This window comes from Methylomonas koyamae (genome assembly GCF_006483455.1).
GTDB lineage: Bacteria > Pseudomonadota > Gammaproteobacteria > Methylococcales > Methylomonadaceae > Methylomonas > Methylomonas koyamae_B.
The window spans coordinates 90191-111749 of the sequence record NZ_PPPU01000025.1 but is presented as its reverse complement, the minus strand read 5'-3'; the positions used below and the strand labels follow the sequence as shown (position 1 = coordinate 111749).

Annotated in this window: 17 protein-coding genes; 15 read left to right on the top strand and 2 right to left on the bottom strand. The window is 60.5% G+C overall.

The genetic code is table 11. The annotated features are described in order from the left end of the window. The first annotated feature begins 91 nt into the window (after positions 1-91). The 8 genes from C2U68_RS14030 to C2U68_RS13995 all read left to right on the top strand — a co-directional run bounded on the left by C2U68_RS14030 (position 92) and on the right by C2U68_RS13995 (position 12777). Positions 92-1312, top strand: a complete 1221-nt coding sequence (locus C2U68_RS14030; RefSeq protein ID WP_140913091.1) for a toxic anion resistance protein — start codon at positions 92-94, stop codon at positions 1310-1312. Between the two features lie 130 nt (positions 1313-1442). Continuing rightward, positions 1443-2195, top strand: a complete 753-nt coding sequence (locus tag C2U68_RS14025; protein WP_140913090.1) for a peptidase — start codon at positions 1443-1445, stop codon at positions 2193-2195. 307 nt (positions 2196-2502) lie between these two features. Continuing rightward, on the top strand, positions 2503-2841 hold the full coding sequence (locus tag C2U68_RS14020; RefSeq protein ID WP_140913089.1) for a hypothetical protein: 339 nt from the start codon (positions 2503-2505) through the stop codon (positions 2839-2841). 267 nt (positions 2842-3108) lie between these two features. Beyond that, positions 3109-5640, top strand: coding sequence for a circularly permuted type 2 ATP-grasp protein (locus C2U68_RS14015; RefSeq protein ID WP_140913088.1), 2532 nt, complete (start codon positions 3109-3111; stop codon positions 5638-5640). 9 nt (positions 5641-5649) lie between these two features. Further along, the gene (locus tag C2U68_RS14010; RefSeq protein WP_140913087.1) at positions 5650-6531 is read left to right on the top strand and encodes a transglutaminase N-terminal domain-containing protein; all 882 of its coding nucleotides are present in this window, start codon (positions 5650-5652) and stop codon (positions 6529-6531) included. A gap of 247 nt (positions 6532-6778) precedes the next feature. Next, on the top strand, positions 6779-10897 hold the full coding sequence (locus C2U68_RS14005; protein WP_140913086.1) for a PAS domain S-box protein: 4119 nt from the start codon (positions 6779-6781) through the stop codon (positions 10895-10897). A gap of 81 nt (positions 10898-10978) precedes the next feature. After that, positions 10979-12031: a hypothetical protein gene (locus tag C2U68_RS14000; RefSeq protein ID WP_140913085.1), complete on the top strand. Its 1053-nt coding sequence runs from the start codon at positions 10979-10981 to the stop codon at positions 12029-12031. A gap of 122 nt (positions 12032-12153) precedes the next feature. Continuing rightward, a complete protein-coding gene (locus C2U68_RS13995; RefSeq protein WP_140913084.1) occupies positions 12154-12777 on the top strand; it encodes an inorganic pyrophosphatase in 624 nt (207 codons plus the stop codon). A 26-nt stretch (positions 12778-12803) separates the two neighbouring features. Here C2U68_RS13995 and C2U68_RS13990 read toward each other — a convergent pair whose 3' ends face one another. After that, positions 12804-13136, bottom strand: a complete 333-nt coding sequence (locus C2U68_RS13990) for an SMR family transporter (RefSeq protein ID WP_140913083.1) — start codon at positions 13134-13136, stop codon at positions 12804-12806. 272 nt (positions 13137-13408) lie between these two features. On the opposite strand from C2U68_RS13990, the gene C2U68_RS13985 reads away from it, so the two are divergent. The 6 genes from C2U68_RS13985 (at position 13409) to C2U68_RS13960 (ending at position 19840) form a co-directional block, all read left to right on the top strand. Then, positions 13409-15190, top strand: coding sequence for an NAD(P)H-dependent oxidoreductase subunit E (locus C2U68_RS13985; RefSeq protein ID WP_140913082.1), 1782 nt, complete (start codon positions 13409-13411; stop codon positions 15188-15190). A gap of 1 nt (position 15191) precedes the next feature. Further along, positions 15192-15908: a 2Fe-2S iron-sulfur cluster-binding protein gene (locus C2U68_RS13980; protein WP_140913081.1), complete on the top strand. Its 717-nt coding sequence runs from the start codon at positions 15192-15194 to the stop codon at positions 15906-15908. Then, positions 15898-16437, top strand: a complete 540-nt coding sequence (locus C2U68_RS13975; protein ID WP_140913080.1) for an NADP oxidoreductase — start codon at positions 15898-15900, stop codon at positions 16435-16437. Before C2U68_RS13980 ends, C2U68_RS13975 begins: the two co-directional genes overlap by 11 nt. A 12-nt stretch (positions 16438-16449) precedes the next feature. After that, complete coding sequence (locus C2U68_RS13970) at positions 16450-17955, top strand: Ni/Fe hydrogenase subunit alpha (RefSeq protein WP_140913079.1); 1506 nt, start codon at positions 16450-16452, stop codon at positions 17953-17955. Beyond that, entirely contained in the window at positions 17955-18455 is a 501-nt protein-coding gene (locus C2U68_RS13965; protein ID WP_140913161.1) for a hydrogenase maturation protease, read from the top strand. Before C2U68_RS13970 ends, C2U68_RS13965 begins: the two co-directional genes overlap by 1 nt. 134 nt (positions 18456-18589) lie before the next feature. Continuing rightward, positions 18590-19840 carry an amidohydrolase family protein gene (locus C2U68_RS13960; protein ID WP_140913078.1) on the top strand — a complete coding sequence of 417 codons (1251 nt, stop codon included), beginning with the start codon at positions 18590-18592 and terminating at the stop codon, positions 19838-19840. On the opposite strand, the gene C2U68_RS13955 is transcribed toward C2U68_RS13960, so the two are convergent. Further along, complete coding sequence (locus C2U68_RS13955) at positions 19837-20292, bottom strand: hypothetical protein (RefSeq protein ID WP_140913077.1); 456 nt, start codon at positions 20290-20292, stop codon at positions 19837-19839. The genes C2U68_RS13960 and C2U68_RS13955 overlap by 4 nt on opposite strands. Positions 20293-20435: 143 nt before the next feature. Between C2U68_RS13955 and C2U68_RS13950 the strand changes: the two genes are divergently transcribed. Beyond that, on the top strand, positions 20436-21401 hold the full coding sequence (locus tag C2U68_RS13950) for a helix-turn-helix domain-containing protein (RefSeq protein ID WP_222101913.1): 966 nt from the start codon (positions 20436-20438) through the stop codon (positions 21399-21401). Positions 21402-21559 lie beyond the last annotated feature (158 nt).

Sequence of the window (21559 nt, the reverse complement as noted above, 5' to 3'; positions counted from 1 at the left end):
GCCACTGGCCGCCACTTGCCGGCGCAGATCGGCACTAGCAATCCGGTTCCGGACCCGCCCACATTTAACGCCAGCAGCAGGGAGACCCACGATGAGCAATATCCCCGAATTGACCCCACCGGAAACTCTGACCGCACCGGCCCCGGTGTTGCCGATCGCCAAGGAGCAAGCGGTTTCCATGGTCAAACTGCCGGCCGAAACCGTGGTCAAACTGGACCAGCGCGTCGCCGAATTCATCGATACGGTGTTGGCGGAATCCAGCCAAAGCCCGGCCTTCAAGGCCAAGGTGGATAGCGTTCACCAGCTTGGTGCCGGCGAAATTAAGGAAGCCGCCGCCATTTCCAACCGCCTGCTGGCGCGTCCGGCCCAAGCGCTGGATGCCGGCGTGTTCACCGAGGGTTCGAAAATCTCCCGTTCGCTGGTCGATCTGCGCAACCAAGTGGAAGCGCTCGATCCCAGCCGCCAGGGCGACTTGCTGCAACCGCGCAAATTGCTGGGCTTGATTCCGTGGGGCAACCGGCTGCACGATTATTTCCAGCAATACCAATCGGCCCAGCAGCATATCGATGCCATAATCGTCGCCCTCTACGGCGGCCAGGACGAACTGCGCAAGGACAACGCCGCCATCGAAGAAGAGAAAGTCAACGCCTGGCACACCATGGAAAAGCTGGAGCAATACATCCACGTCGGCCGCAGCATCGACGCAGCGCTGGAAGCCAAGCTGGCCGAGATCGAGCCGGCCGACCCGGAAAAGGCGCGCATCATTCGCGAAGAACTGCTGTTTTACTTGCGGCAGAAGGTGCAGGATTTGATGACCCAGCTCGCCGTGACCATCCAGGGTTATCTGGCGATGGACCTGATCCGCAAGAACAATCTGGAGTTGATCAAGGGCGTCGACCGGGCCACGACCACCACCATCTCCGCCTTGCGCACCGCCGTGATCGTGGCGCAGGCGCTGGCTAACCAAAAGCTGGTGTTGGATCAGATCGGCGCGCTGCGTGCCACCACCGGCAACCTGATCGAATCCACCTCGGCGCTGCTCAAGCAGCAGGCCGGGCAAATCCAGCAACAGGCCGGCACGGCTGCGGTCAGCCTGGATCAACTGGCCGTGGCCTTCAAAAACATCTACGACACGATGGACACGGTGGCCAATTACAAACTGGAAGCCCTCGCCAACATGAAACAAACCGTGGTATCGCTGAGCACGGAAATCGACAAGGCCAAAGGCTATCTGGACAAAACCCGCGAGAGCACCGTGCAGGAAACCAAGCAGACCTTAAAAATCGCGGCGGATGACGACATCGTGTTTTGACGGCCGGACGTCGGACCCGGTAGCCGCGATCCGGCCAAACTCTCGGCCTCAGTCCACCAAGACCGGCGTTGGCCTTTGCGGTTTATCTCTAGTACACTGCGGTTAACCTAATGTTTCAGACTCTGCGCTTATGACTTACTGTATCGCCGTCTCTCTGAAGGACGGATTGGTGTTAACCTCGGATTCCCGAACCAACGCCGGCATCGACAACGTCAGCACCTACGGCAAAATGCATGCCTTTACCACGGCCAGCGATCGCAAGATCATCCTGCTCAGTGCCGGCAATCTGGCTACCACGCAGGCGGTGATCGACCAATTGAAACGGGACATCAAGGAGCAGGCCGAAGTCAATTTGGACAGCGTCAGCTATTTGTCCGAAGCCGCCGATTACGTCGGCCATGTCAGCGTGGAAAAGCAACGGCGGCATGTCGATGAAGGCCAAAGCAGTTTCAACCCCTCGGCCACCTTCATCCTGGCGGGGCAGATCGGCCAGGAGCCGCACGGCGCCTATCTGGTGTATCCGGAAGGCAATTGCATTACCACCTCCCGCCAAACCCCCTATTTGCAAATCGGTGAAAACAAATACGGCAAACCGGTCCTCGACCGGTTTCTGAAAATCGAAACATCGCTGCAGGAAGCCGGCCGCTGCTGTCTGATTTCGATGGACTCGACCATGCGCAGCAACGCCAGCGTCGGCGCACCGGTGGAACTGCTGGTCTATCACAAGGACAGCCTGGCTCTCGACGAATACTACTGCTTCCAGGAAGATAACGAATACCTGATACAACTGCGCCGCATGTGGCATGAAAAGCTGAAGGAAGCCTTCGCGACGCTGCCGCAATTCAGCAAGGCCGATTCCCGGCCGCTACCGATGAATTGCTGAACGCCCCCAGACCATACCCCCTTGCCGCCCGGCCTGACTCTTTCGGCCGGGCCCAACCGTCCGGCGTCCAAATTGGACGCTACGCACGCCAACCGATCCGCCGTCCAGCGGGATATAACGCCCGCCAACACTGTCCAACCGCGGTTGGATCAGCGTTGCCGTCAAATTTCAACACGCCAGAGTCCGGAAAAAACCCTCCACAATCTGAAAATTTTGTCTATACTTTTCCACGCCTTACAGGCCATTTTTAAAGCCTTTTACACCAAAAAACTCGTCATCCAAGCCTAAGGGGCTTGAGGAGAGTGCCATGAAAATCCTACTTGTTGCCCGCCCCGCCAAGTTGTTGGCAGTCATCGCCGTTTTTGCCGTTTGGCCCGGCACTACCGGCGCCACCCCCACCGCGACGCCCGAATCCCGCCCGGAATTGATCCTCAGCATGCCATCGGACCGCTGGCTGGACGAACGGCCGGCGCAAAGTGGCCCGACGTTGGCCGATAACCGCGAGCAAAATTTGATTGGTTCGCGGAAAAGCCGCAAATCCAATGTCGACGTCGACTGCAATATGGATTTAAACCAAAACACCCTCGGTACCGCCCCGCTCAGCGAACGCCTCGGCGGCAATTGCGAATTTGGCTACCACTACTAAATCGACCAGCCCTTTTCTGCAGGCGCCGAACCCGCTCGCGCCATTGCCCCGATAGCGAGCACTGCGCTCCGGTTTGGCGCGGCCTTGATATTGCTGCGGCACCCGCGGTATGTCGCCTGCGAGCCGCGGACCGCCCATTCCGGAATCCGACGCCCCAATCCGAACGCAGCGGCACGACATTTGCTGTCGGAAAACCGGCAGCGGCCAAGCAACCGAGACTGCCACTATCGATTGCGTAATTCGCCTTAAACCGGCAAACTCGTCGCCATGACCACTTTCAGCCTGCCAGAAGCTTTCGCATCCGCGTACCGCCAACAGCCCGAGTGCTACGACGAAATGCTGGACGAGAGCGGCCAGATCCGCGGCCATTGGCTGCATTTGATGCAAGCCTTGATCCAGCTTGGCCCGGACGAGGTGGCGCAACGCCACCGCGAAGCATTGCGGCTGTTGCGGGAAAACGGCGTCACCTACAATGTCTACGGCGACCCGGACGGTGCCAGCCGCCCGTGGGGATTGGACCCGGTGCCGCTGCTGGTCTCCAGCGACGAATGGTTCGATATCGAAGCCGGCCTGTTGCAACGGGCCGAATTGCTGAACTTGATCCTGGCCGACCTCTACGGCCCGCGCGAGCTGATCAAAAAGAACCTGTTGCCGCTGGAACTGGTTTACAACCACGGCGGCTTTTTGCGGGTCTGCAACCAGATTCGCTTGGCCGGGCAGCACCAACTGATACTTTATGCCGCCGATCTGGCTCGCGGCCCGGATCGAAAAATGTGGGTGTTGGGCGACCGGACCCAAGCGCCGTCCGGCGCCGGCTATGCGCTGGAAAACCGGCTGGCCATGTCCCGAGTGCTGCCCAGCTTGTTTCGCGACAACCAAGTCCATCGGCTGGCGCGTTTTTTCCAGTCGCTACGCGCCGGTCTGAACGCAATCGCGCCAAAACACCACGAATTGCCGCGGGTCGTGGTATTGACGCCGGGACCGCTCAACGAAACCTTTTTCGAACACGCCTATCTGGCTGCCTACCTGGGCTATCCGCTGGTCCAAGGCGACGACCTCACCGTGCGCGACGGTTGCGTCTGGCTGAAATCGCTGACCGGCCTGCAACGGGTGGACGTGATCCTGCGCCGGGTCGACGACAATTACTGCGATCCGCTGGAACTGCGGGAAGACTCGCGGCTGGGCGTACCCGGTTTGTTGGAGGTCGTCCGCCGCGGCAATGTCGCCATCGCCAACCCGCTGGGCAGCGGCGTGCTGGAAAACCCCGGTCTGATGGCCTTCCTGCCCGGTATCGCCGAATACTTTCTGGGCCAGTCGCTGAAATTGAATTCAATCGCGACCTGGTGGTGCGGGCAAAGTCTGGAACTGAGCTACGTGTTGGCCAACTTGCCACGGCTGGTGATCAAGCCGATTTACCGCAAACCCGGCGAGCACGCCGTGTTCGGCCACAAACTGAGCCGGGCCGAACTGGCCGCCTGGCGCCAGCGGATTCAGGCGCGGCCGGCTATCTACGTCGGCCAGGAGTACGAAAGCTTTTCCACTGCGCCGAGTCTGGCCGAAGGCAGCTATCAGCCGCGGCAATCCTTGTTGCGCTGCTTCATGGTGGCTCGAGCCGACGGCTATACCTTGATGCCGGGCGGCTTGACCCGCAGTGCCCACAGTTACGGCGAGATGCTGATCACGAACCAGATGGGCAGCATCAGCAAGGACACCTGGGTCATCGCCAGCGAACCGCAAATCACTACCCTGCCGCAAGCCGGCGATAACGGCCTCAGCGGCCATGCCAGCGCCCTGCCCAGCCGCGCGGCCGATAATATTTTCTGGGTCGGCCGCAACGCGGAACGCGCCGAAGGCGGCATTCGCCTGATCCGGGCCACGATCAAAAAATTATTCATCAATCCGGAACGCGACAATCCCGATTACCAACACAGCATGCATACCCTGCTGCGCTGCGTCACCGGCACCACCGGTTCCTACCCCGGTTTCTTTGGCGAAGATGCCGAGGAATTGCTGAAGGCGCCGGAAGCCGAGTTGCTGGCATTGGCCACCGATGCCGACCGCATCGGCAGCCTGCCCGATACCATCAACCGCATGGCGCAGTCGGCCTATGCCGTGCGCGACTTGTGGTCGTCGGATACCTGGCGGGTGGTGGACGAAATCGAAGAGCAAATCGCCGCGGCGCAACGCCTGCGCAAGTCCGGACTGTGGTCGATGCAGGAACAGATGGACCAATTGGTCACGACCTTGTCCGCCTTCAGCGGCCTGGCCATGGAAAGCATGACCCGCGGCGACGGCTGGCTGTTTCTGGACATTGGCCGCCGCCTGGAACGCGGCCTGCAACTGGTGTCGCTGCTGCGCACCGCATTCGCCGAACCGCAAAGCGAAGCCGCCGAAACCCGGCTAATCGAATCCTTGCTGGACAGCAGCGACAATCTGATCTGCTACCGGCAACATTACCGCGCCAACCTGGAGCTGGCGCCTTTTCTGGAATTGCTGTTGCTGGACCCGAACAATCCGCGTTCCCTGGCTTACCAAATCGGCCGGCTACAAGAACACGTCGCCAAACTGCCGCGCGAGGCCGGCAACCGCCGCATCGGTGCCGAGGAACGTTTGCTGCTGGAGGCCAGTTGCATTTTGCACATCGCCAACATCGAAGAATTGCAGACTGTCGCCGCAAGCGGCAGCCGCGAAGCGTTGGACAGCCAACTCGGCAAAATATACGGGCTATTGGCCAATCTGTCGGAAACGCTGACGGCGACCTATTTCCGCCACGGCGATGCGCCGCAATCGCTGCTTTGAGGGCTTGCCATGCGTTATAAGGTGACTCATACCACGGCTTACAGCTACCAGCAAACGGTCGGATTGTCCTACAACGAAGTCCGCATGTTGCCGCGGCCGACCCCAAATCAGCAGGTGATCGACACCCAATTGCAGATTTTGCCCAGCCCCAGCGAATACCGGGTACGGAACGATTTTTTCGGCAACCAGGTGGCTTGGTTTTCGATCCGCGAACCGCACCAGACGTTCGAAGTCACCGCCGTTAGCGAAGTCCGGGGCATCCGCCAGCCGGCACAAATGGATCTCAGTCACGGCGTCGCCTGGGAAACCGCCAAACAGATACTGCACAGCGAGATCAGCGAACCGACCCTGGACGCGCGCCAATATGCGCTGGATTCGCCGCTGGTCAGCGCCGGCCCGGAGCTGGCGGCGTATGCAAAGCCATCCTTCGCACCGGGCAGAGCGCTACCGGAAGCGATACGCGATTTGATGCAACGCATCTACCGCGATTTCACCTTCGATCCGGAATTCACCACTTTGAGCACGCCACTGGCAACCGTATTGGAACACCGGCGCGGCGTCTGCCAGGATTTCGCCCACTTGGCGATTGGCTGCATCCGCTCCCAGGGGCTGGCGGCGCGTTACGTTAGCGGCTACATCGAAACGCTGCCACCGCCGGGCCAACCAAAGCTGGTCGGCGCCGACGCCTCGCACGCCTGGTTTTCGGTGTATTTGCCGGACCTGGGCTGGATGGACTTCGACCCGACCAACAACCAAACCCCTGGCGACCAGCACATCGTCGTCGCCTGGGGCCGCGACTACAGCGACGTCACGCCGCTGAAAGGCGTCATTTTCGGCGGCCAGGACCACGAGTTGAGCGTCAGCGTCGAAATGGAAAACCTGGGCCAATAAACCGGCGCGGTTTATTGCGGGTATTCGGTTCGGGCTGAACCTGTCTAAGGCCCAGCTGACCCGCACTTCGAAACACTCCCTACCCAAGGGACCAAAGGCGCTATCAATTGAGCGAACCGGCGCCGCTCTCAACCGGCCAGCCTCCGCGGCCGGCTGCAATGGATGACAAAACCTTATCATTTGTGCGATAAACGGTCGGTTTCGGCACCCCGAATCCCGGCTCTTCGTTTTGACCTAAGGTATTTGTTTGCAAACTATATTTTCCCCTTTCAGCGGCAATCCGCTTGCAGCAACCGCACTGGCCTTGGCCTACGCGCTGGCGGCAAAGCTGGCCGCAGATTTTTTTGCGTCCTATGGCACGGTCGCCATTATCTGGCCGGCCAGCGGGATTGCCTTGGGCGGATTGTTGCTGGGCGGCCGCCGCTACTGGCCTGCCGTGTTTTCCGGCGCTCTGGCCGGCAACCTGTGGGCCGGCAGCCCGCCGCTGGCGGCATTGGCCTTCGCCGGCGGAGCCGCCGTATCGGCATTGGCCGGCCAGCGTTTATTGCGCCATTCCCCCACTCTGTTGCAAACCCCGCAGGATTTCCTGCGCTTACTGCTCTGCGGCAGCCTGGTATCGGTCATCTCGGCGTTTTGCGCCGCCACGGCGTTACGTGTTTTCGAATTGAGCCCGGCCGGACAGTGGACCAACGACTGGCTGCATTGGTGGATGGCGGATTTGCTGGGCATCGCCATCGCCACCCCCATACTGCTGCTCCGGCAATACCGTCCCCTGGTCCGCTGGAATGTCTGGCGTTACAGCCACGGCGCGGCCCATCTGGCGCTAGCCCTCTTGGCCGGCCATATCGTCTTTTTAAATTGGCCGCTTTATCCGGGCGCTTTCGGCAAAGCCTTTTACCTGCTGGCCTTTATCGGTTACGGGGCATTAAATTTCGGCCTACCCGGCGTTTTGCCCTTGGTCGCGACAATAGCGATGCAAACGCTGCTCGGCGCCGCACTCGGCCGCGGTTACTTTGCCGGCGTCGATCCTCACAGCGGGCCCTACCTGGAATGGTCGTACCTGTTGCTCTGCGCGGTCCTCGGCATCATGCTGGCCCTGGCCGTCGAAAACCACAAACGCGCGGAGCTGGCCGCCAAATCGCTGAGCGCGTTTAACCGGCAGATTCTGGAGTCGCTGCAACAAGGCGTGGTGATCTACGATGCTCAGGGCCGGTACCAGCTATGGAACCGGTTTATGCAGACCCTCACCGGCATCGGCGAAGACGACTGTTTGGGCCGGACACCGCTGGAAAAATTTCCCTGGCTGGCGGCAACCGAGGTCCCGGCCGGGATCAAGCGTGCCCTGAAAGGAGAAACCGTCTACCACGCCCCGTTCCAAAGCGTGGACGGTCGTTGGCTCGGTTCGGTGCAGACACCGTTGCGCGACGCCGACGACCGCATTGTCGGGGTAATCGAACTGGTGAAGGACGAGTCGACGCAAATCCAGTTCGGCCAATCGCTATCCACATCGGAAGCCCGGTTCCAGAGCATTCTGGACCATACGCCGACGATGATTTTCACGAAAACCCCGGACGGCGCCTACCAAATGGTCAACCGGCAATTCGCTGCAATATTCGGCCTGAACGAAGACGAGGTGCGCGGCCATTTCGATGCCGACCTGTTCCCGGCCGAGATTGCCGCCAGCCTGAGCGGCAACGACCGCATGGTATTAGAGGCCGGGCAGCCCATGATCTTCGAAGAGCAAATCCCGCACCGGGACGGTACGCTCCGAACCTACTTGGTGCATAAGTTCCCGCTACGCACCCCCGGCGGCGACATCTACGCAGTCTGCGGCATTTGCACCGACATCAGCGAGCGCAAGGCGGCCGAAAAACGGCTGCAAGAAAGCGAGCGGCGTTGGAAATTCGCCTTGGAAAGCGGCGGCGACGGGGTCTGGGACTGGGACCTGGCCAGCGGCCAAGTGTTTCTATCGCCGCGCTGCATGGAAATCCTCAATTTCGACGAACTCGACGCCCGCGATAACTACCGCAATTGGAAAGCCAGCATCCATCCGGAAGACAGCCCGAAACTGATGGCCGATTTACAGGCCCATCTGAATAATCTGAACCCACGTTTCAGTAACGAACACCGAATCAAAGTCGACGGCGACTGGCGCTGGATCTTGAGTCGCGGCCTGGTCATCGAACGCGACGCCAACGGCAAGGCCTTGCGGATGATCGGCACTCACACCGATATTTCCAAACGTAAGCTGCTGCAATGGCAACAATTGGAAAAAATCGTCGCCGGCGCGCCGGAAGCGGCGCTACTGGTCGCAGCCAGCGGCAACATCCTGCTGGCCAATCAACCGGCGGCAACCGTATTCGGCTATGCGCGCGAGGCCCTGATCGGCCGTAACGTCGACGATTTGGTGCCGTTTCCGGCCAACCTGAACCATGCCGCGTTGCGCGAGCGTTTCATGCGGGATGACGTAGCCAGGCCGATGAGCGCCAACCGCTCGCTAGCGGCACTGCGTGCCGACGGCAGCCAGTTTCCGGTGGAAATCAGTCTGAACCCGCTCGAAATCAACAATCAACATACCGTATTGGTATCGGTGCACGACGTCAGCGAACGCAAACGCCTGGAACGGGAAATGCAATTGATGGCGATGATCCACCAAGCCATCGGCGAAGCGGTGATGGTCGCCGACGCCAACAATCGGATTATCGCCATAAACGACGCCTTTACCCGCCTGACGGGTTACCGTGAAGAGGAAGTGATCGGCAAAACCACCGATATTTTGAAATCCGGCCGCCACAGCCCCGACTTCTACCAGCACATGTGGCATTCGTTGCTGCAGACCGGCCACTGGCAAGGCGAAATTTGGAACAAACGCAAAAACGGCGAGATTTACCACGAGTGGCTGGTGATCAACAGTATCTATAGCGAAAACGGCGAGCTGGAACGCCGCGTGGCCATGTTCTCCGAAATTACCGAACAAAAACACGTGGAACAGGCCATCTGGCGCCAGGCCAATTTCGATCCGCTGACCGATCTGGCCAACCGCCGCATGTTCCAGGACCGGCTGAACCAGGAGATCAAAAAATCGGCACGCGACCGCACAGGCTTGGCGGTAATGCTGCTGGATCTGGACCGATTCAAGGAAGTCAACGATACGCTGGGCCACGGTATGGGCGACGTATTATTGAAGGAAGCGGCCAAACGCCTGCTCGACTGCGTTCGCCAAGCCGACACCGTGGCCCGCCTGGGCGGCGACGAATTCACCATCATCCTCGGCGAACTGGAATCGCAGGCCGACACCGACCGGGTGGCGCAGGCCATTCTGCACAGTCTCAGCGAGCCGTTCCGCTTGGGCGACGAACTCGCGTATATCTCGGTCAGTATCGGCATCACCCTGTATCCGCAGGATGCCACCGCCGCCGAGCAGTTGATGAAAAACGCCGATCAGGCCATGTATAGCGCCAAGCAGCAAGGCCGCAACCGCTACAGTTACTTTACCGCCGAGATGGAACAAGTCGCGCAAAACCGCATGCGGCTGACCAACGATCTGCGCCAAGCTTTGGTTAACGGCGAATTGGAACTGCATTACCAGCCGGTCGTGGACCTGACCACCGGCGCCATGCATAAAGCCGAAGCGCTGTTGCGCTGGCGCCATCCGAAGCGCGGCAGAGTCAGTCCGGCCGAGTTCGTACCGCTGGCCGAGGAAACCGGCCTGATCGTCGACATCGGCGACTGGGTGTTCCGGGTGGCGGCCCAGCAAATCGCCCGCTGGCGCGCCAGCCACGCGCCGGATTTCAAAATCAGCATCAACAAATCGCCGGTCCAGTTCGCCCGCCATAACCGAGTCGACAGCGAGTGGCTGGCTTACTTGCAATCGCTGGGCCTGGCCGGGCAGGCAATCGTGATCGAGATCACCGAAGGTCTGTTGCTGGATGCCGACAACGTGATCCGCGACCACTTGTACGCCTACCGCGATGCCGGCATCCAGGTTGCGATCGACGATTTCGGTACCGGCTATTCGTCGCTGTCGTATTTGAAAAAATTCGACATCGATTACCTGAAAATCGACCGAAGCTTCGTCCGCAATCTGGGTTTTGACGCCAGCGATCTGGCATTGTGCGAAGCGATCATTGTCATGGCCCACAAATTGGGCCTGAAAGTCGTGGCCGAGGGCATCGAAACCCGGCAGCAAATGCAGCTGTTGCGGGCCGCCGGTTGCGATTACGGCCAGGGCCATCTGTTCTCCAAGCCGTTACCGGCGGAAAAATTTGCCGACTTGTTCGGTAGTAACCTGATCGAGGCCCAAGCCGCCGCCGACGGCGATTCCGCCACTAACAGATCTGCCGACGGCGAGCCGGAACGCGATTGACGGTTGTCAAACGGCGGCTGATGGCCGACACTTAGGGTTGAAACCGGGGCCAATCCGGCGCCCCGCTGCAAAGGAGCCTGTATGCCGATCAAGATCCCATTCGCCGCAGCACTGCTGTTGAGCTGCGCAATGGCCGCCGCGCCGGCCACAGCTCAGGAGGCGCCTTCGCCGCTGCAAGCCCTGCAAAACTTCGGCATCGGCACCGAGCAAATCGCCCAGTTGGACCGCGGCGAGATTGTCGGCTACGACGTCAGCGAAACCAGCCAAAAGGAGTTGGCGATAGGGGTGGCAATGGTATTGCCGGTGCCGTTGGCGCAGATTGCCGATTACATCAAGAAGGGCAATATGAATGCGATCGAAAGCGACATTCTGGCCAGCGCGACGCTGGGCCCGAATCCGAGCAGCGACAGCTTTAAAAAATTCGCCTTCACCGACAAACAACTGGACGAAGCCAAGGCCTTTCTGGCCGCCGAAGCCGGCGACGAATTCAACCTCTCCAAAGCCGAGCTGGACCGCCTGAACAGCCTGCAACCCCAACTGGAAGACGCCGACGACAAGACCCTGTTGAAAACCGCCAACCAGACCTACCGCGAGTTCTTGCTGCAGCGCCTGCTGGCGTACAAAAAAAACGGCCTGAACGGCATCGCCGCCTACATCCGCGACGGCGGCAGCGCCGACCCCGCTGCCGAGTTGCGCACCGACGCCGTCAACAGCAAAGCCTGGGCCCGCTACTTTCCGGAATTGCAGCAAGCCTGGTTGACTTATCCGGCCGCATTACCTGCCAATACGACCGAGCAATTCATTTGGTTGAATCGGCGGGTGGAAGACCGGCCCACCGCGATTCTGAATCATAGGCTAATCTCAGTCGGCGATGCCGGCGGCATCATCCTGTCCCGCCAGTTTTACGTCGGCCACTCCTACAACTCCAGCCAGGTCGTCGCCGGCGGTTTGCCCTATAAAGACGGTACGCTGGTGTTCTATTCGATCCGCAGTTCCACCGACCAGGTTGCCGGCATGGGTAGCAGCCTGAAACACTCGATCGGCCGCGAGCAAATGAAAAAGGAGATGGTCAAACGCCTGCAGCGTCTGAACAAAGATTTGAAACGCAAACCGGCGACCGTGGCGGCAGAATAATCATGACGACGCCGGTCGATTGGCGGCGACCGGCATGCCGCCGCCCCCGCCAGCCTTGCACATCATCCCGGCCCTGGTAAACCAAGCCGGTAACCAGTTTCCTCCCCAGCCCTAAAACCCTGATGAATATTAAACACAAAGCACACCCCTGGCACGGCATCCATCCCGGCGACAATGCGCCGGACATCGTCACGGCCTTCATCGAAATCGTGCCGTCGGACACGGTCAAATACGAAATCGATAAAGACAGCGGTTATCTGAAGATCGACCGGCCGCAGAAGTTTTCCAACATGATTCCGACTTTATACGGGTTCATTCCGCGCAGTTACTGTGCGGAACGCATCGCCGAATTCGCCGCCAGCCGTTCCGGCCGTGACGTGACCAAGGGCGACGGCGACCCGCTGGATATTTGCGTATTGAGCGAACGTAGCGTGACCCACGGCGACATCCTGCTGCAAGCGATCCCGATCGGCGGTTTCCGGCTGCTGGACGGCGGCGAGGCCGACGACAAGATCATTGCGGTGATGAAGGGCGACGAGTTTTACCGGCAATGGCGCGATGTTTCGGACTGCCCGGATTCCTACATCAATCGGCTGAAACATTATTTTTTGACCTACAAACATCTGCCCAGCGAGAAGAACGTCTGCGAAATCACCCACGTTTACAACCGCGAAGAAGCGCACGAAGTGATCAAACGGGCCATGGCCGATTACCAATACCACTTCGGTTGCCAGGACGACGAGTAGTCCGGGTCCGGCACGTTTTTTGGCGACTACAGGGCGGCGGCTTTGGAAAACACCCGGATCACCACCACGCCGGACACGATCAGAAACATGCCGGCCAGCGCCGGAACATCCAGTTGCTGGCCGAACAACAGCCAACCTACCGACGCGATCAAAACGATGCCGACTCCGGCCCAGACCGAGTAGACGATGCCGATCGGGATATAGCGCAAAGCCAGCGCCATAAAGAAAAACGACACCGCGTAACCGGCCACCACGATCAGCGCCGGCCAAAGCCGGGTAAAGCCGTCGCTGGCTTTCAGCGCCGAAGTCGCCACCACCTCGCTGCCGATTGCCACGGCTAATAACAACCACGGATTCATATCCACCTGCCTGTTTATGGAACGACCCCGACATTATTAGCCCGAATCGGCTTGCCCGGTCAACGCCGAATCAACCGACCAAGGCCGCAGCATTGCTAAACCGGCATACAGTCTATTGCCGAATTCGGTGGTTTATTAATGTCGCCAATTTCGATAAATTGTCCGTCGGGCCAGCCTGGATTAACGCCCGCTTGCCGCGGCGCCGGACCCGGCCTTGATTTGGCAGACTCGTTTCGACCGCGATTGCCGTTAACAGGAAGAAAAAACAGACCATGAAGACTTTTGTAGACAAGGTTCTGACCCAGGCCGAATTGCAGCCGGCCCGATTGCTGGAAATTTTGCGGGCGGTGCAAGCCGAATTCCGCCACATTCCGGAGCCGGCCATAGCGCAGATAGCTGCGAGTTTGCAAATTCCGCGCACGCAAATCATCGCGGTCGCCGAGTTTTACAGCTTTCTGCATCTGACGCCACAAGGCCGCTACGATCTGCTGGTCTCCGACTCGATTACCGACCACATGCTCGGCAACCGGCAAGTGCTGGACGCGCTGGCCGCGCGCTTGCAAGTCCAAGTCGGCAGCGTGCGCGGCGACGGTCTGGTCAGCCTGAACCGCACTTCCTGCACCGGCATGTGCGACCAGGGCCCGGCCGGGCTGGTCAACGGCTATCCGCTGCCGCGTCTGACCCCGGCCAAAATCGCTGCGGTGGCGGAGTTGATCGAAAAGCAAGTGCCGCTGGCGGACTGGCCGGCCGAGCTGTTTCAGGTTGACGAACCGATTTGCCGCGCGGACTTGCTGCTGAAGCAGCCGTTCAGCAGCGGCGAGGCGTTGCAGACCACGTTCGCCCGCGGGCTGGCCGAAACCCTGGCCGAAGTCGACCTATCGAATTTGCGCGGCCGCGGCGGCGCCGGCTTTAAAACCGCGTTGAAGTGGCGCACCTGCTCGCAGCAAGCGGCGACGCCCCGCTATGTGATTTGCAACGCCGACGAAGGCGAGCCGGGCACCTTCAAAGACCGCATGTTGCTCGACCTTTACGCCGACCAAGTCTTCGAAGGCATGACCGTCTGCGCCGCGATCATCGGCTCCAGCCACGGCCTGGTCTACCTGCGGGCCGAATACCTGTTCCTGCGCGACAAGCTGCTGGCGGTGCTGCAGGCCCGGCGCGAGCAAGGCTTGCTCGGCAAGGCGATCTTGGGCCGGGAAGACTTCGATTTCGACATCGAAATCCGCATGGGCGCCGGCGCCTACATTTGCGGCGAAGCCTCGGCCCAAATCGAATCGCTGGAAGGCAAGCCCGGCATCCCGCGCACCAAGCCGCCCAATTCGGTGGTGTGCGGCTACCAGCGCAAACCGACCGTAGTCGACAACGTCGAAACCTTTTTCGCCGCCACCCACATCGCCATTCAAGGCGGACAGTGGTTTGCCGAAGTCGGCACGCCGCAGTCGACCGGCACCAAACTACTCAGCATCAGCGGTGACTGCCGGCGGCCGGGAATTTACGAATACCCGTTCGGCACCCCGGTGCGCCAGATTCTGCTGGATTGCGGCGCCGACGAAGTGATGGGCGTGCAAGTCGGCGGCCCGTCCGGCACTTTTATCTCGAACCGGGAACTGGACCGGGTCGTGGCGTTCGAAGATCTATCGACGGCAGGTTCGTTCATGGTGTTCAACCGCTCGCGCAACCTTTTCGCCATCGCCCAAAACTTTATCGACTTTTTCGCCCACGAGAGTTGCGGCTTCTGTACCCCGTGCCGGGTCGGCACTGCGTTGCTGAAAAACCAGTTGGCGAAAATTGCCGACGGCCACGGCGCCGCCGAAGACCTGGAACAGCTCAGCGCCTTATGCGAAGTGGTCAAGAACAATAGTCATTGCGGCTTGGGCGAGTCGGCGGCCAATCCGATATTGACCACGCTGCTGAGTTATCCGGAGCATTACCTGCAACAATTGCAAGTCAGGGAATTCGCGCCGGGCTTCGATCTGGACGCGACCTTGGCGGCGGCCCGCCGCCTGGCCCAGCGCGACGATGCCGCTGCGCATTTGAACCAAGTGGAGAATTGACATGAGCGGCACGCTGACCATAGACGGCAAGACCATTCCGTTCGCGGAAGGGCAAAGCGTGATCGAAGCCGCGCGTTGTGCCGGCGTCTACATTCCTCACCTGTGCCACAAGCCGGGCTACGCGCCGCACGGCAGTTGCAAGCTGTGCACGGTGTTCGTCAACGGCCGCAAAACGTCGGCCTGCACCTTTCCGGCGGCAGCCAACCAGAACGTGGTCAGCGATACCCCGGAACTGCAGCAGGACCGGCTGCGCCTGACCCAGATGCTGTTCGTCGAAGGCAACCATTTCTGCCCGTCCTGCGAAAAGTCCGGCAATTGCCAACTACAAGGCGTGGCCTACCATTTGCGCATGCTGGACAACCACTACCCGCATTTCTACCCGCAGCGAGAAGTGGACGCTTCGCATCCGGACATTTTGCTGGACCACAACCGCTGTATTTTCTGCAATCTGTGCGTGCGGGCCAGCCGGGATAAAGACGGCAAAAACGTGTTCGCCATCGCCGGCCGCGGTATCAACAAGCGCTTGATCGTCAATTCGGCCAGCGGCAAGTTGAAAGACAGCGACATCAGCGTCGCCGACGAAGCCACCCAGGTCTGCCCGACCGGCGCGATTCTGATCAAGCGTAGCGGCTACCAGTTGCCGATCGGCCAACGCCTGTACGACCAACGCCAAATCAGCGAGGTTGCGCTGTCCGCGGAGGTTGACCATGAGCCCTAAAATCAAAATCGCGACCACCTCGCTGGCCGGCTGCTTCGGTTGCCACATGTCATTTCTGGATATCGACGAGCGCATCACCGCGTTGGCGGAAGTGGTGGAATTCGACCGCTCGCCGCTGACCGACATCGAACACTGCGGCCCCTGCGACATCGGCCTGATCGAAGGCGGCGTCTGCAATTCCGAAAACGTGCACGTGCTGCGCGAGTTCCGCAAGAATTGCAAGGTGCTGGTCGCGGTCGGCGCCTGCGCCATCAACGGCGGTCTGCCGGCGTTAAGAAATTTCGTTTCGGTCGAGGAATGTTTACTGGAAGCCTACCGCGACGGCATCGGCGTCGACAACCCGCAAATCCCGAGCGATCCCGAGTTGCCGTTGTTGCTGGACAAAGTGCATCCGATCCACGAAATCGTCAAGGTCGATTACTTCATGCCCGGCTGCCCGCCGTCCGCCGACGTGTTCTGGACCTTCCTGAGCGCGCTGATCGAAGGTCGCGAGCCGAGCTTGCCTTATGAATTAGTCCATTACGACTGATAAGGAACCGTTATGTACGAACATTTGGAAACCGCCGCCAATCCCGCCGGCCTGAAGCGGGTCGCGGTCGATCCGGTCTCCCGGGTCGAGGGCCACGGCAAAGTCACCTTGTTGCTGGATGACCGGAACCGGGTGCAACAGGCCCGGCTGCATATCGTCGAGTTTCGCGGCTTCGAGAAATTCATTCAGGGCCGGCCCTATTGGGAACTGCCGGTGCTGGTGCAACGGCTGTGCGGGATTTGCCCGGTCAGCCACCACTTGGCCGCGGCCAAAGCCATCGACCAGTTGGTCGGCATCGATCCGGCCGATCTGCCGCCGGCCGCCGACAAACTGCGCCGACTACTGCATTTCGGCCAAGTCCTGCAGTCACATGCGTTGCACTTTTTTTATCTGTCCAGCCCGGACTTGCTGTTCGGCTTCGACAGTGAGATCGGTCAGCGCAGCATTGTCGCGGTACTGGCCGACCATCCCGAGATCGGCTTGCAGGGCGTCAAGCTGCGCAAATACGGCCAGGAAGTGATCCGCCTGGTATCCGGCAAACGCGTGCACGGCACCGGCGCGATTCCGGGCGGCATGAACAAGGCGCTGAGCCGCGAGGAGCGCGACTATTTGTTGCAGGACATCGGCCAGATTATGGCTTGGGCGCAGGCAGCGGTGGCCTTGGTCAAGCGCTTGCATAGCGCCAACCGGCCGTTTAACGACCAATTTGCCACGATCCGCAGCAATTACCTGAGCCTGGTCAACGCCGACGGCGCGCTGGAGCTTTACCACGGCGGCATTCGCGCCAAAAACGCCGACGGCGCGACCCTGTTCGACCATTACGATTACTGCGACTACCAAGATTTGATTCGCGAGGAAGTGCGGTCGTGGACCTATATGAAATTCCCCTACCTGACCGCTCTGGGCAAAGCCGACGGCTGGTACCGGGTCGGGCCGCTGGCCAGGGTCAACAACTGCGATTTCATCGACACGCCGTTGGCCGAGGCGGCTCGCGTCGAATTCAAACAACAACTGGCAGATCCGGCCTTGGTGCATAGCACGCTGGCCTTCCACTGGGCGCGGATGATCGAGCTGCTGCACTGCGCCGAAAGCATCGAACAATTGCTGGCCGACCCGGATTTGCTCAGCAGCGAGCTGGTAGCCCAGGGCAGCAAACGTTACGAAGGCATCGGCGTGATCGAAGCGCCGCGCGGCACCTTGTTCCACCATTACCAGATCGACGACAACGACATCGTCACCAAGGCTAACCTGATCGTCTCCACCACCAGCAACAACACCGGCATGAACGAATCGGTACGCCAGGTCGCCGCCGAATACCTGTCCGGCCGGGAATTGACCGAACCGCTGCTGAACCAGTTGGAAGTGGCGATCCGCGCTTACGACCCCTGCCTGTCCTGCGCGACGCATGCGGTCGGCAAGATGCCGTTGCAGGTGGAATTGGTCGATGCCGCCGGCCAAGTCGTCGATCGTTTGCTGCGGCACAGCAACGGCGAATTCGCCCGCGGCGACGCGGTTTGATGACGGCCAAGCCGGTTTTGCTGCTGGCCTGCGGCAATCCGAGCCGGGGCGACGACGCCTTGGGACCGCTATTGCTCGAGGCGCTGGCCGAGCATGCCGATCCGGACCTGGTCGAATGCATCGTCGACTTTCAATTACAGATCGAACATTCGCTGGACTTGCAGGACCGGCAACTGGTGATTTTCATCGACGCGTCGGTTCGGGAGCCAAGTTTCGAATTCACCATGCTGACGCCAGAACCAGCCCTGAGCCATACCACCCACGCGCTGAGTCCGGCGGCATTGCTCGGCGTTTACCGCTCGCTCCACGGCGAACCGCCACCGGCCTACCTGCTCAGCATCCGCGGCCATAGTTTCGAACTGGGCGAAGCCTTGAGCCCGGCGGCTCAGGCCAATCTGGCCCAAGCCACCCGCTTTGCACTGGACCTGCTACAGGGCGCGCCGACTGAGATGGCGGCTTGCGCTGCAAAGCTTGCGGTTACGCCCAGCGCCAACGGATAGCGCGGAACCATCCTGCGACAGCAAATCGGCGTGTGTAAACGCAACGGAATTTGTAAGCCGGGCTATATTTGCCGTCTGCAACCCCTAACCGTTCAGTTCATTCAGCGTCCGCCTTGCAACCGCCAACATCCGACATGACTATCGATTCGCGTTTCGCCCCATTTCGCCCGGCCCGGCGCCGTTTCCTGCAACTCGGCGCAGCCGGCCTGGCAGCACTGAGCCCGGCAGCAAATGCTCTGTTCCGCCTGAATAACCCTTGCCTGAATCCGACTGAAACGCCGATGCTGGAGTTGGAAACAGCCGCCTGGCAAGGTATCGATCCGGCCGATTGGTGGGATTGCCATACTCATATCGTCGGCTCCGGCGACGGCGGTAGCGGTATCACCCAAACCCCGGACATGCACGCGCCGTTGCGCCATCCGATTCAAACCCTGCAGCATTGGGCCTACGCCAATGCCGCCTGCATTCCGGACCAAAATCAGGACCAGGCCTTCGTCGATCGGCTGCGGGCCTTGATGGACACCATGCCCAAAGGCGCCAAGGCCATGTTATACGCCTTCGACCGCGCCCACGGCGCCACCGGCGACCCGGATCACGCCAACACGGCGTTTTTTGTACCGAACGAATACGCCCAACGCCTGGCCAAGGCTGATCCGGACCGCTTCGAATGGGTCGCCAGCATCCATCCCTACCGCGCCGATTGCGTCGAAGCCCTGCAGCAAGCCGCCGCCAAAGGCGCGCGGGCGGTGAAATGGCTACCGCCGGTGATGGGGATCGATCCGGCCTCGCCGCTGTGCGACCGGTTTTATAAAGCTGCGGCAGCATTGAATATGCCGATCATCACCCACGGCGGCGAGGAGAAGGCCTTGCACGGCGCCGACCAACCGTTGTTCGGCAATCCGTTACGACTGCGGCGGGCACTGGAAACCGGGGTGCGGGTGGTGATCGCCCATTGCGCCACAATCGGCCAGGACGTCGATGCCGACGGCCGCGAAGTCAGAAGTTTCGATTTATTCGCCCAGCTCATGAGCGAGCGCCAATGGCAGGGCCGCTTGTTCGGCGACATTTCCGCAATCGTGCTGCGCAACCGCGATCCGGAGGTTATCAAAACCCTGCTCAGCGAATCCGGCTGGCATGATCGGTTGCTGTTCGGCTCCGATTACCCGCTGACCGGCATCTTGCCGTTGATTTCGGTGCCGGCCTTAGCCGAGGCCGGCCTGTTGCCGGAAACAGCGATAGCACCGCTGCAAACCCTGCAGGACTATCATCCGTTTCGCTTCGACTTCGTGTTGAAACGCACCTTGTCCTGGCAAGGCAAACGCTTTGCCGACCGTATCTTCGCGACCCGGCCGTTTTTCGCCGCCGGCCGACCAAGCGCCGCTTAAGCCGAGCCCGGCCGCTGCCGGGTCCAGGCCAACAACAACCAGGCGGCACGGCCGAAGCCGTAACTGGTCGTGACGATGCTGGCAAAGGTATAGAGTTTAAATAACAGCAACCAGCCGTCCGCCTGCGGCTGCGGGCCGTCCAGGTGCGGAAACAGCGCCATCAGCAAGAACAGGCTGGAATTGGTGCAAGCTCCAACCACCATCGCCCACGCCACCAACCGGGGCAAGCCGATGCCGGCCGCCGCGAAGCCAAACAACAACGCGCTCATCAGTAAATAGTCCAAATGCGCCTGCAACAAACGCGCAGGCTTGCCGGGGAACAGCACCTGCAGCGGCGCCAGTTCCAGGTTCAAACCAACCATGCACCAGGCCAGCAGCAACGCCACCAGCAGCCATAACGCCGCGCCTTTCAACAACAAAATATCGGTCGGCGCCGGATTGTTCTTAGCCATCTTCTTCTCCCTCGGTTCTCTCAATCGATGCGGTTATCCTAGCCGCCAGACACGCGGCCGGCTTGACCGGGACGGCGCTATCGCTTGACTGCAAAGGTGCCGGCGAGGCTATCATGGGCACATCGAATTTAGGGAGCTATACCGTGAAGCCATCCGCCAATCCGGCGTTACGCCTATCGACCGCCGACCTGCCGCCGGCACAGCGGCGGGACTGGTTACACGAGGTGATCGGCCGCGAGTACGCCAAGGTCCGGATCACACCGCCGAAGCAAGCCGAGCTGTTCAACGAGATGACGATTTACCCGTGGCGGGAACTGCGGCTGTCGGCGATCCGCTCGCACAGCATCGGCCTGCACTGCCCGCCATGCGAACCGGAAACCGCCAGCCAGGATGCTTATTTCGCGGTGGTCTTGCTCAGCGGCCGCTACCGGCTGCAGCAGGACGGCCGCGCAGCGGAACTGCAACCCGGCGACATCGCGTTGTACGACGCCACCCGGCCCCACCGGATCGACTGCCCGGAGCCGTTTGCCAAACTGTTGGTGTCGATTCCGCGCCAAATGTTGAAACAACGCTTGCCAGGCGTCGAGCGTTGTTCGGCGTTGCAGATTCCCGGCGACTCCGGCCTCGGCGCGGTAACGGCCGATTTCTTGCGTAGCGCCGCGCGCCAGGCCGATTGCATCGACGTCGCCCGGTTTGCACCGCTGGCCGGTCAGGCGCTGGATTTGCTGGCGTTGACATTGAACACGCTACGGCCCGGCCGATTCGAATTAGCCGACCACCGCACGTTGACTCTGAACCGCATCAAACGCCTGATCGAAGCCCGCCTGACCGACCCGGCGCTGGACAGCGCGGCAATCGCCCGCACGGCGCACCTGTCGCCGCGTTACCTCAACGCCCTCTTCAACGCCGAAAACACCTCGCTGATGCGCTACGTTTGGCTGCGCCGGCTGCAACATTGCGCCGAGGAACTGCGGTCCGAGCAACATGCCGGCCGCAGTTTGACCGAAATTGCTCTGTGCTGGGGATTTAACGACATGGCCCACTTCAGCCGCGCCTTCAAACGCCATTTCGGCTGCACGCCCAGCGATTACCGGCAGATGCAGGCTTAGTTTTTGGACGATGGCGCTGGCCCGGCCGACAAGGCCTCTCCGCCGTCACCTTCAAGTTAGGCCGATGCCGAGCGATCCAAGCGCCGCCGCGTTATCTCTACCCCGCCACCGCCCATCTGCAACGTCAACAAAATTTTTCACTAATCACTCGCAATAAA

Excerpts from the sequence above, each read along its gene's own strand:
- C2U68_RS14015 (WP_140913088.1), top strand. The coding sequence starts at position 3,109 with ATGACCACTTTCAGCCTGCCAGAAGCTTTCGCATCCGCGTACCGCCAA.
- C2U68_RS14025 (WP_140913090.1), top strand. The coding sequence starts at position 1,443 with ATGACTTACTGTATCGCCGTCTCTCTGAAGGACGGATTGGTGTTAACC.
- C2U68_RS13980 (WP_140913081.1), top strand. The coding sequence starts at position 15,192 with ATGAGCGGCACGCTGACCATAGACGGCAAGACCATTCCGTTCGCGGAA.
- C2U68_RS13965 (WP_140913161.1), top strand. The coding sequence starts at position 17,955 with ATGACGGCCAAGCCGGTTTTGCTGCTGGCCTGCGGCAATCCGAGCCGG.
- C2U68_RS13995 (WP_140913084.1), top strand. The coding sequence starts at position 12,154 with ATGAATATTAAACACAAAGCACACCCCTGGCACGGCATCCATCCCGGC.
- C2U68_RS14030 (WP_140913091.1), top strand. The coding sequence starts at position 92 with ATGAGCAATATCCCCGAATTGACCCCACCGGAAACTCTGACCGCACCG.
- C2U68_RS13955 (WP_140913077.1), bottom strand. The coding sequence starts at position 20,292 with ATGGCTAAGAACAATCCGGCGCCGACCGATATTTTGTTGTTGAAAGGC.
- C2U68_RS14020 (WP_140913089.1), top strand. The coding sequence starts at position 2,503 with ATGAAAATCCTACTTGTTGCCCGCCCCGCCAAGTTGTTGGCAGTCATC.
- C2U68_RS14000 (WP_140913085.1), top strand. The coding sequence starts at position 10,979 with ATGCCGATCAAGATCCCATTCGCCGCAGCACTGCTGTTGAGCTGCGCA.
- C2U68_RS14010 (WP_140913087.1), top strand. The coding sequence starts at position 5,650 with ATGCGTTATAAGGTGACTCATACCACGGCTTACAGCTACCAGCAAACG.
- C2U68_RS13960 (WP_140913078.1), top strand. The coding sequence starts at position 18,590 with ATGACTATCGATTCGCGTTTCGCCCCATTTCGCCCGGCCCGGCGCCGT.
- C2U68_RS13975 (WP_140913080.1), top strand. The coding sequence starts at position 15,898 with ATGAGCCCTAAAATCAAAATCGCGACCACCTCGCTGGCCGGCTGCTTC.
- C2U68_RS13990 (WP_140913083.1), bottom strand. The coding sequence starts at position 13,136 with ATGAATCCGTGGTTGTTATTAGCCGTGGCAATCGGCAGCGAGGTGGTG.
- C2U68_RS13985 (WP_140913082.1), top strand. The coding sequence starts at position 13,409 with ATGAAGACTTTTGTAGACAAGGTTCTGACCCAGGCCGAATTGCAGCCG.
- C2U68_RS13970 (WP_140913079.1), top strand. The coding sequence starts at position 16,450 with ATGTACGAACATTTGGAAACCGCCGCCAATCCCGCCGGCCTGAAGCGG.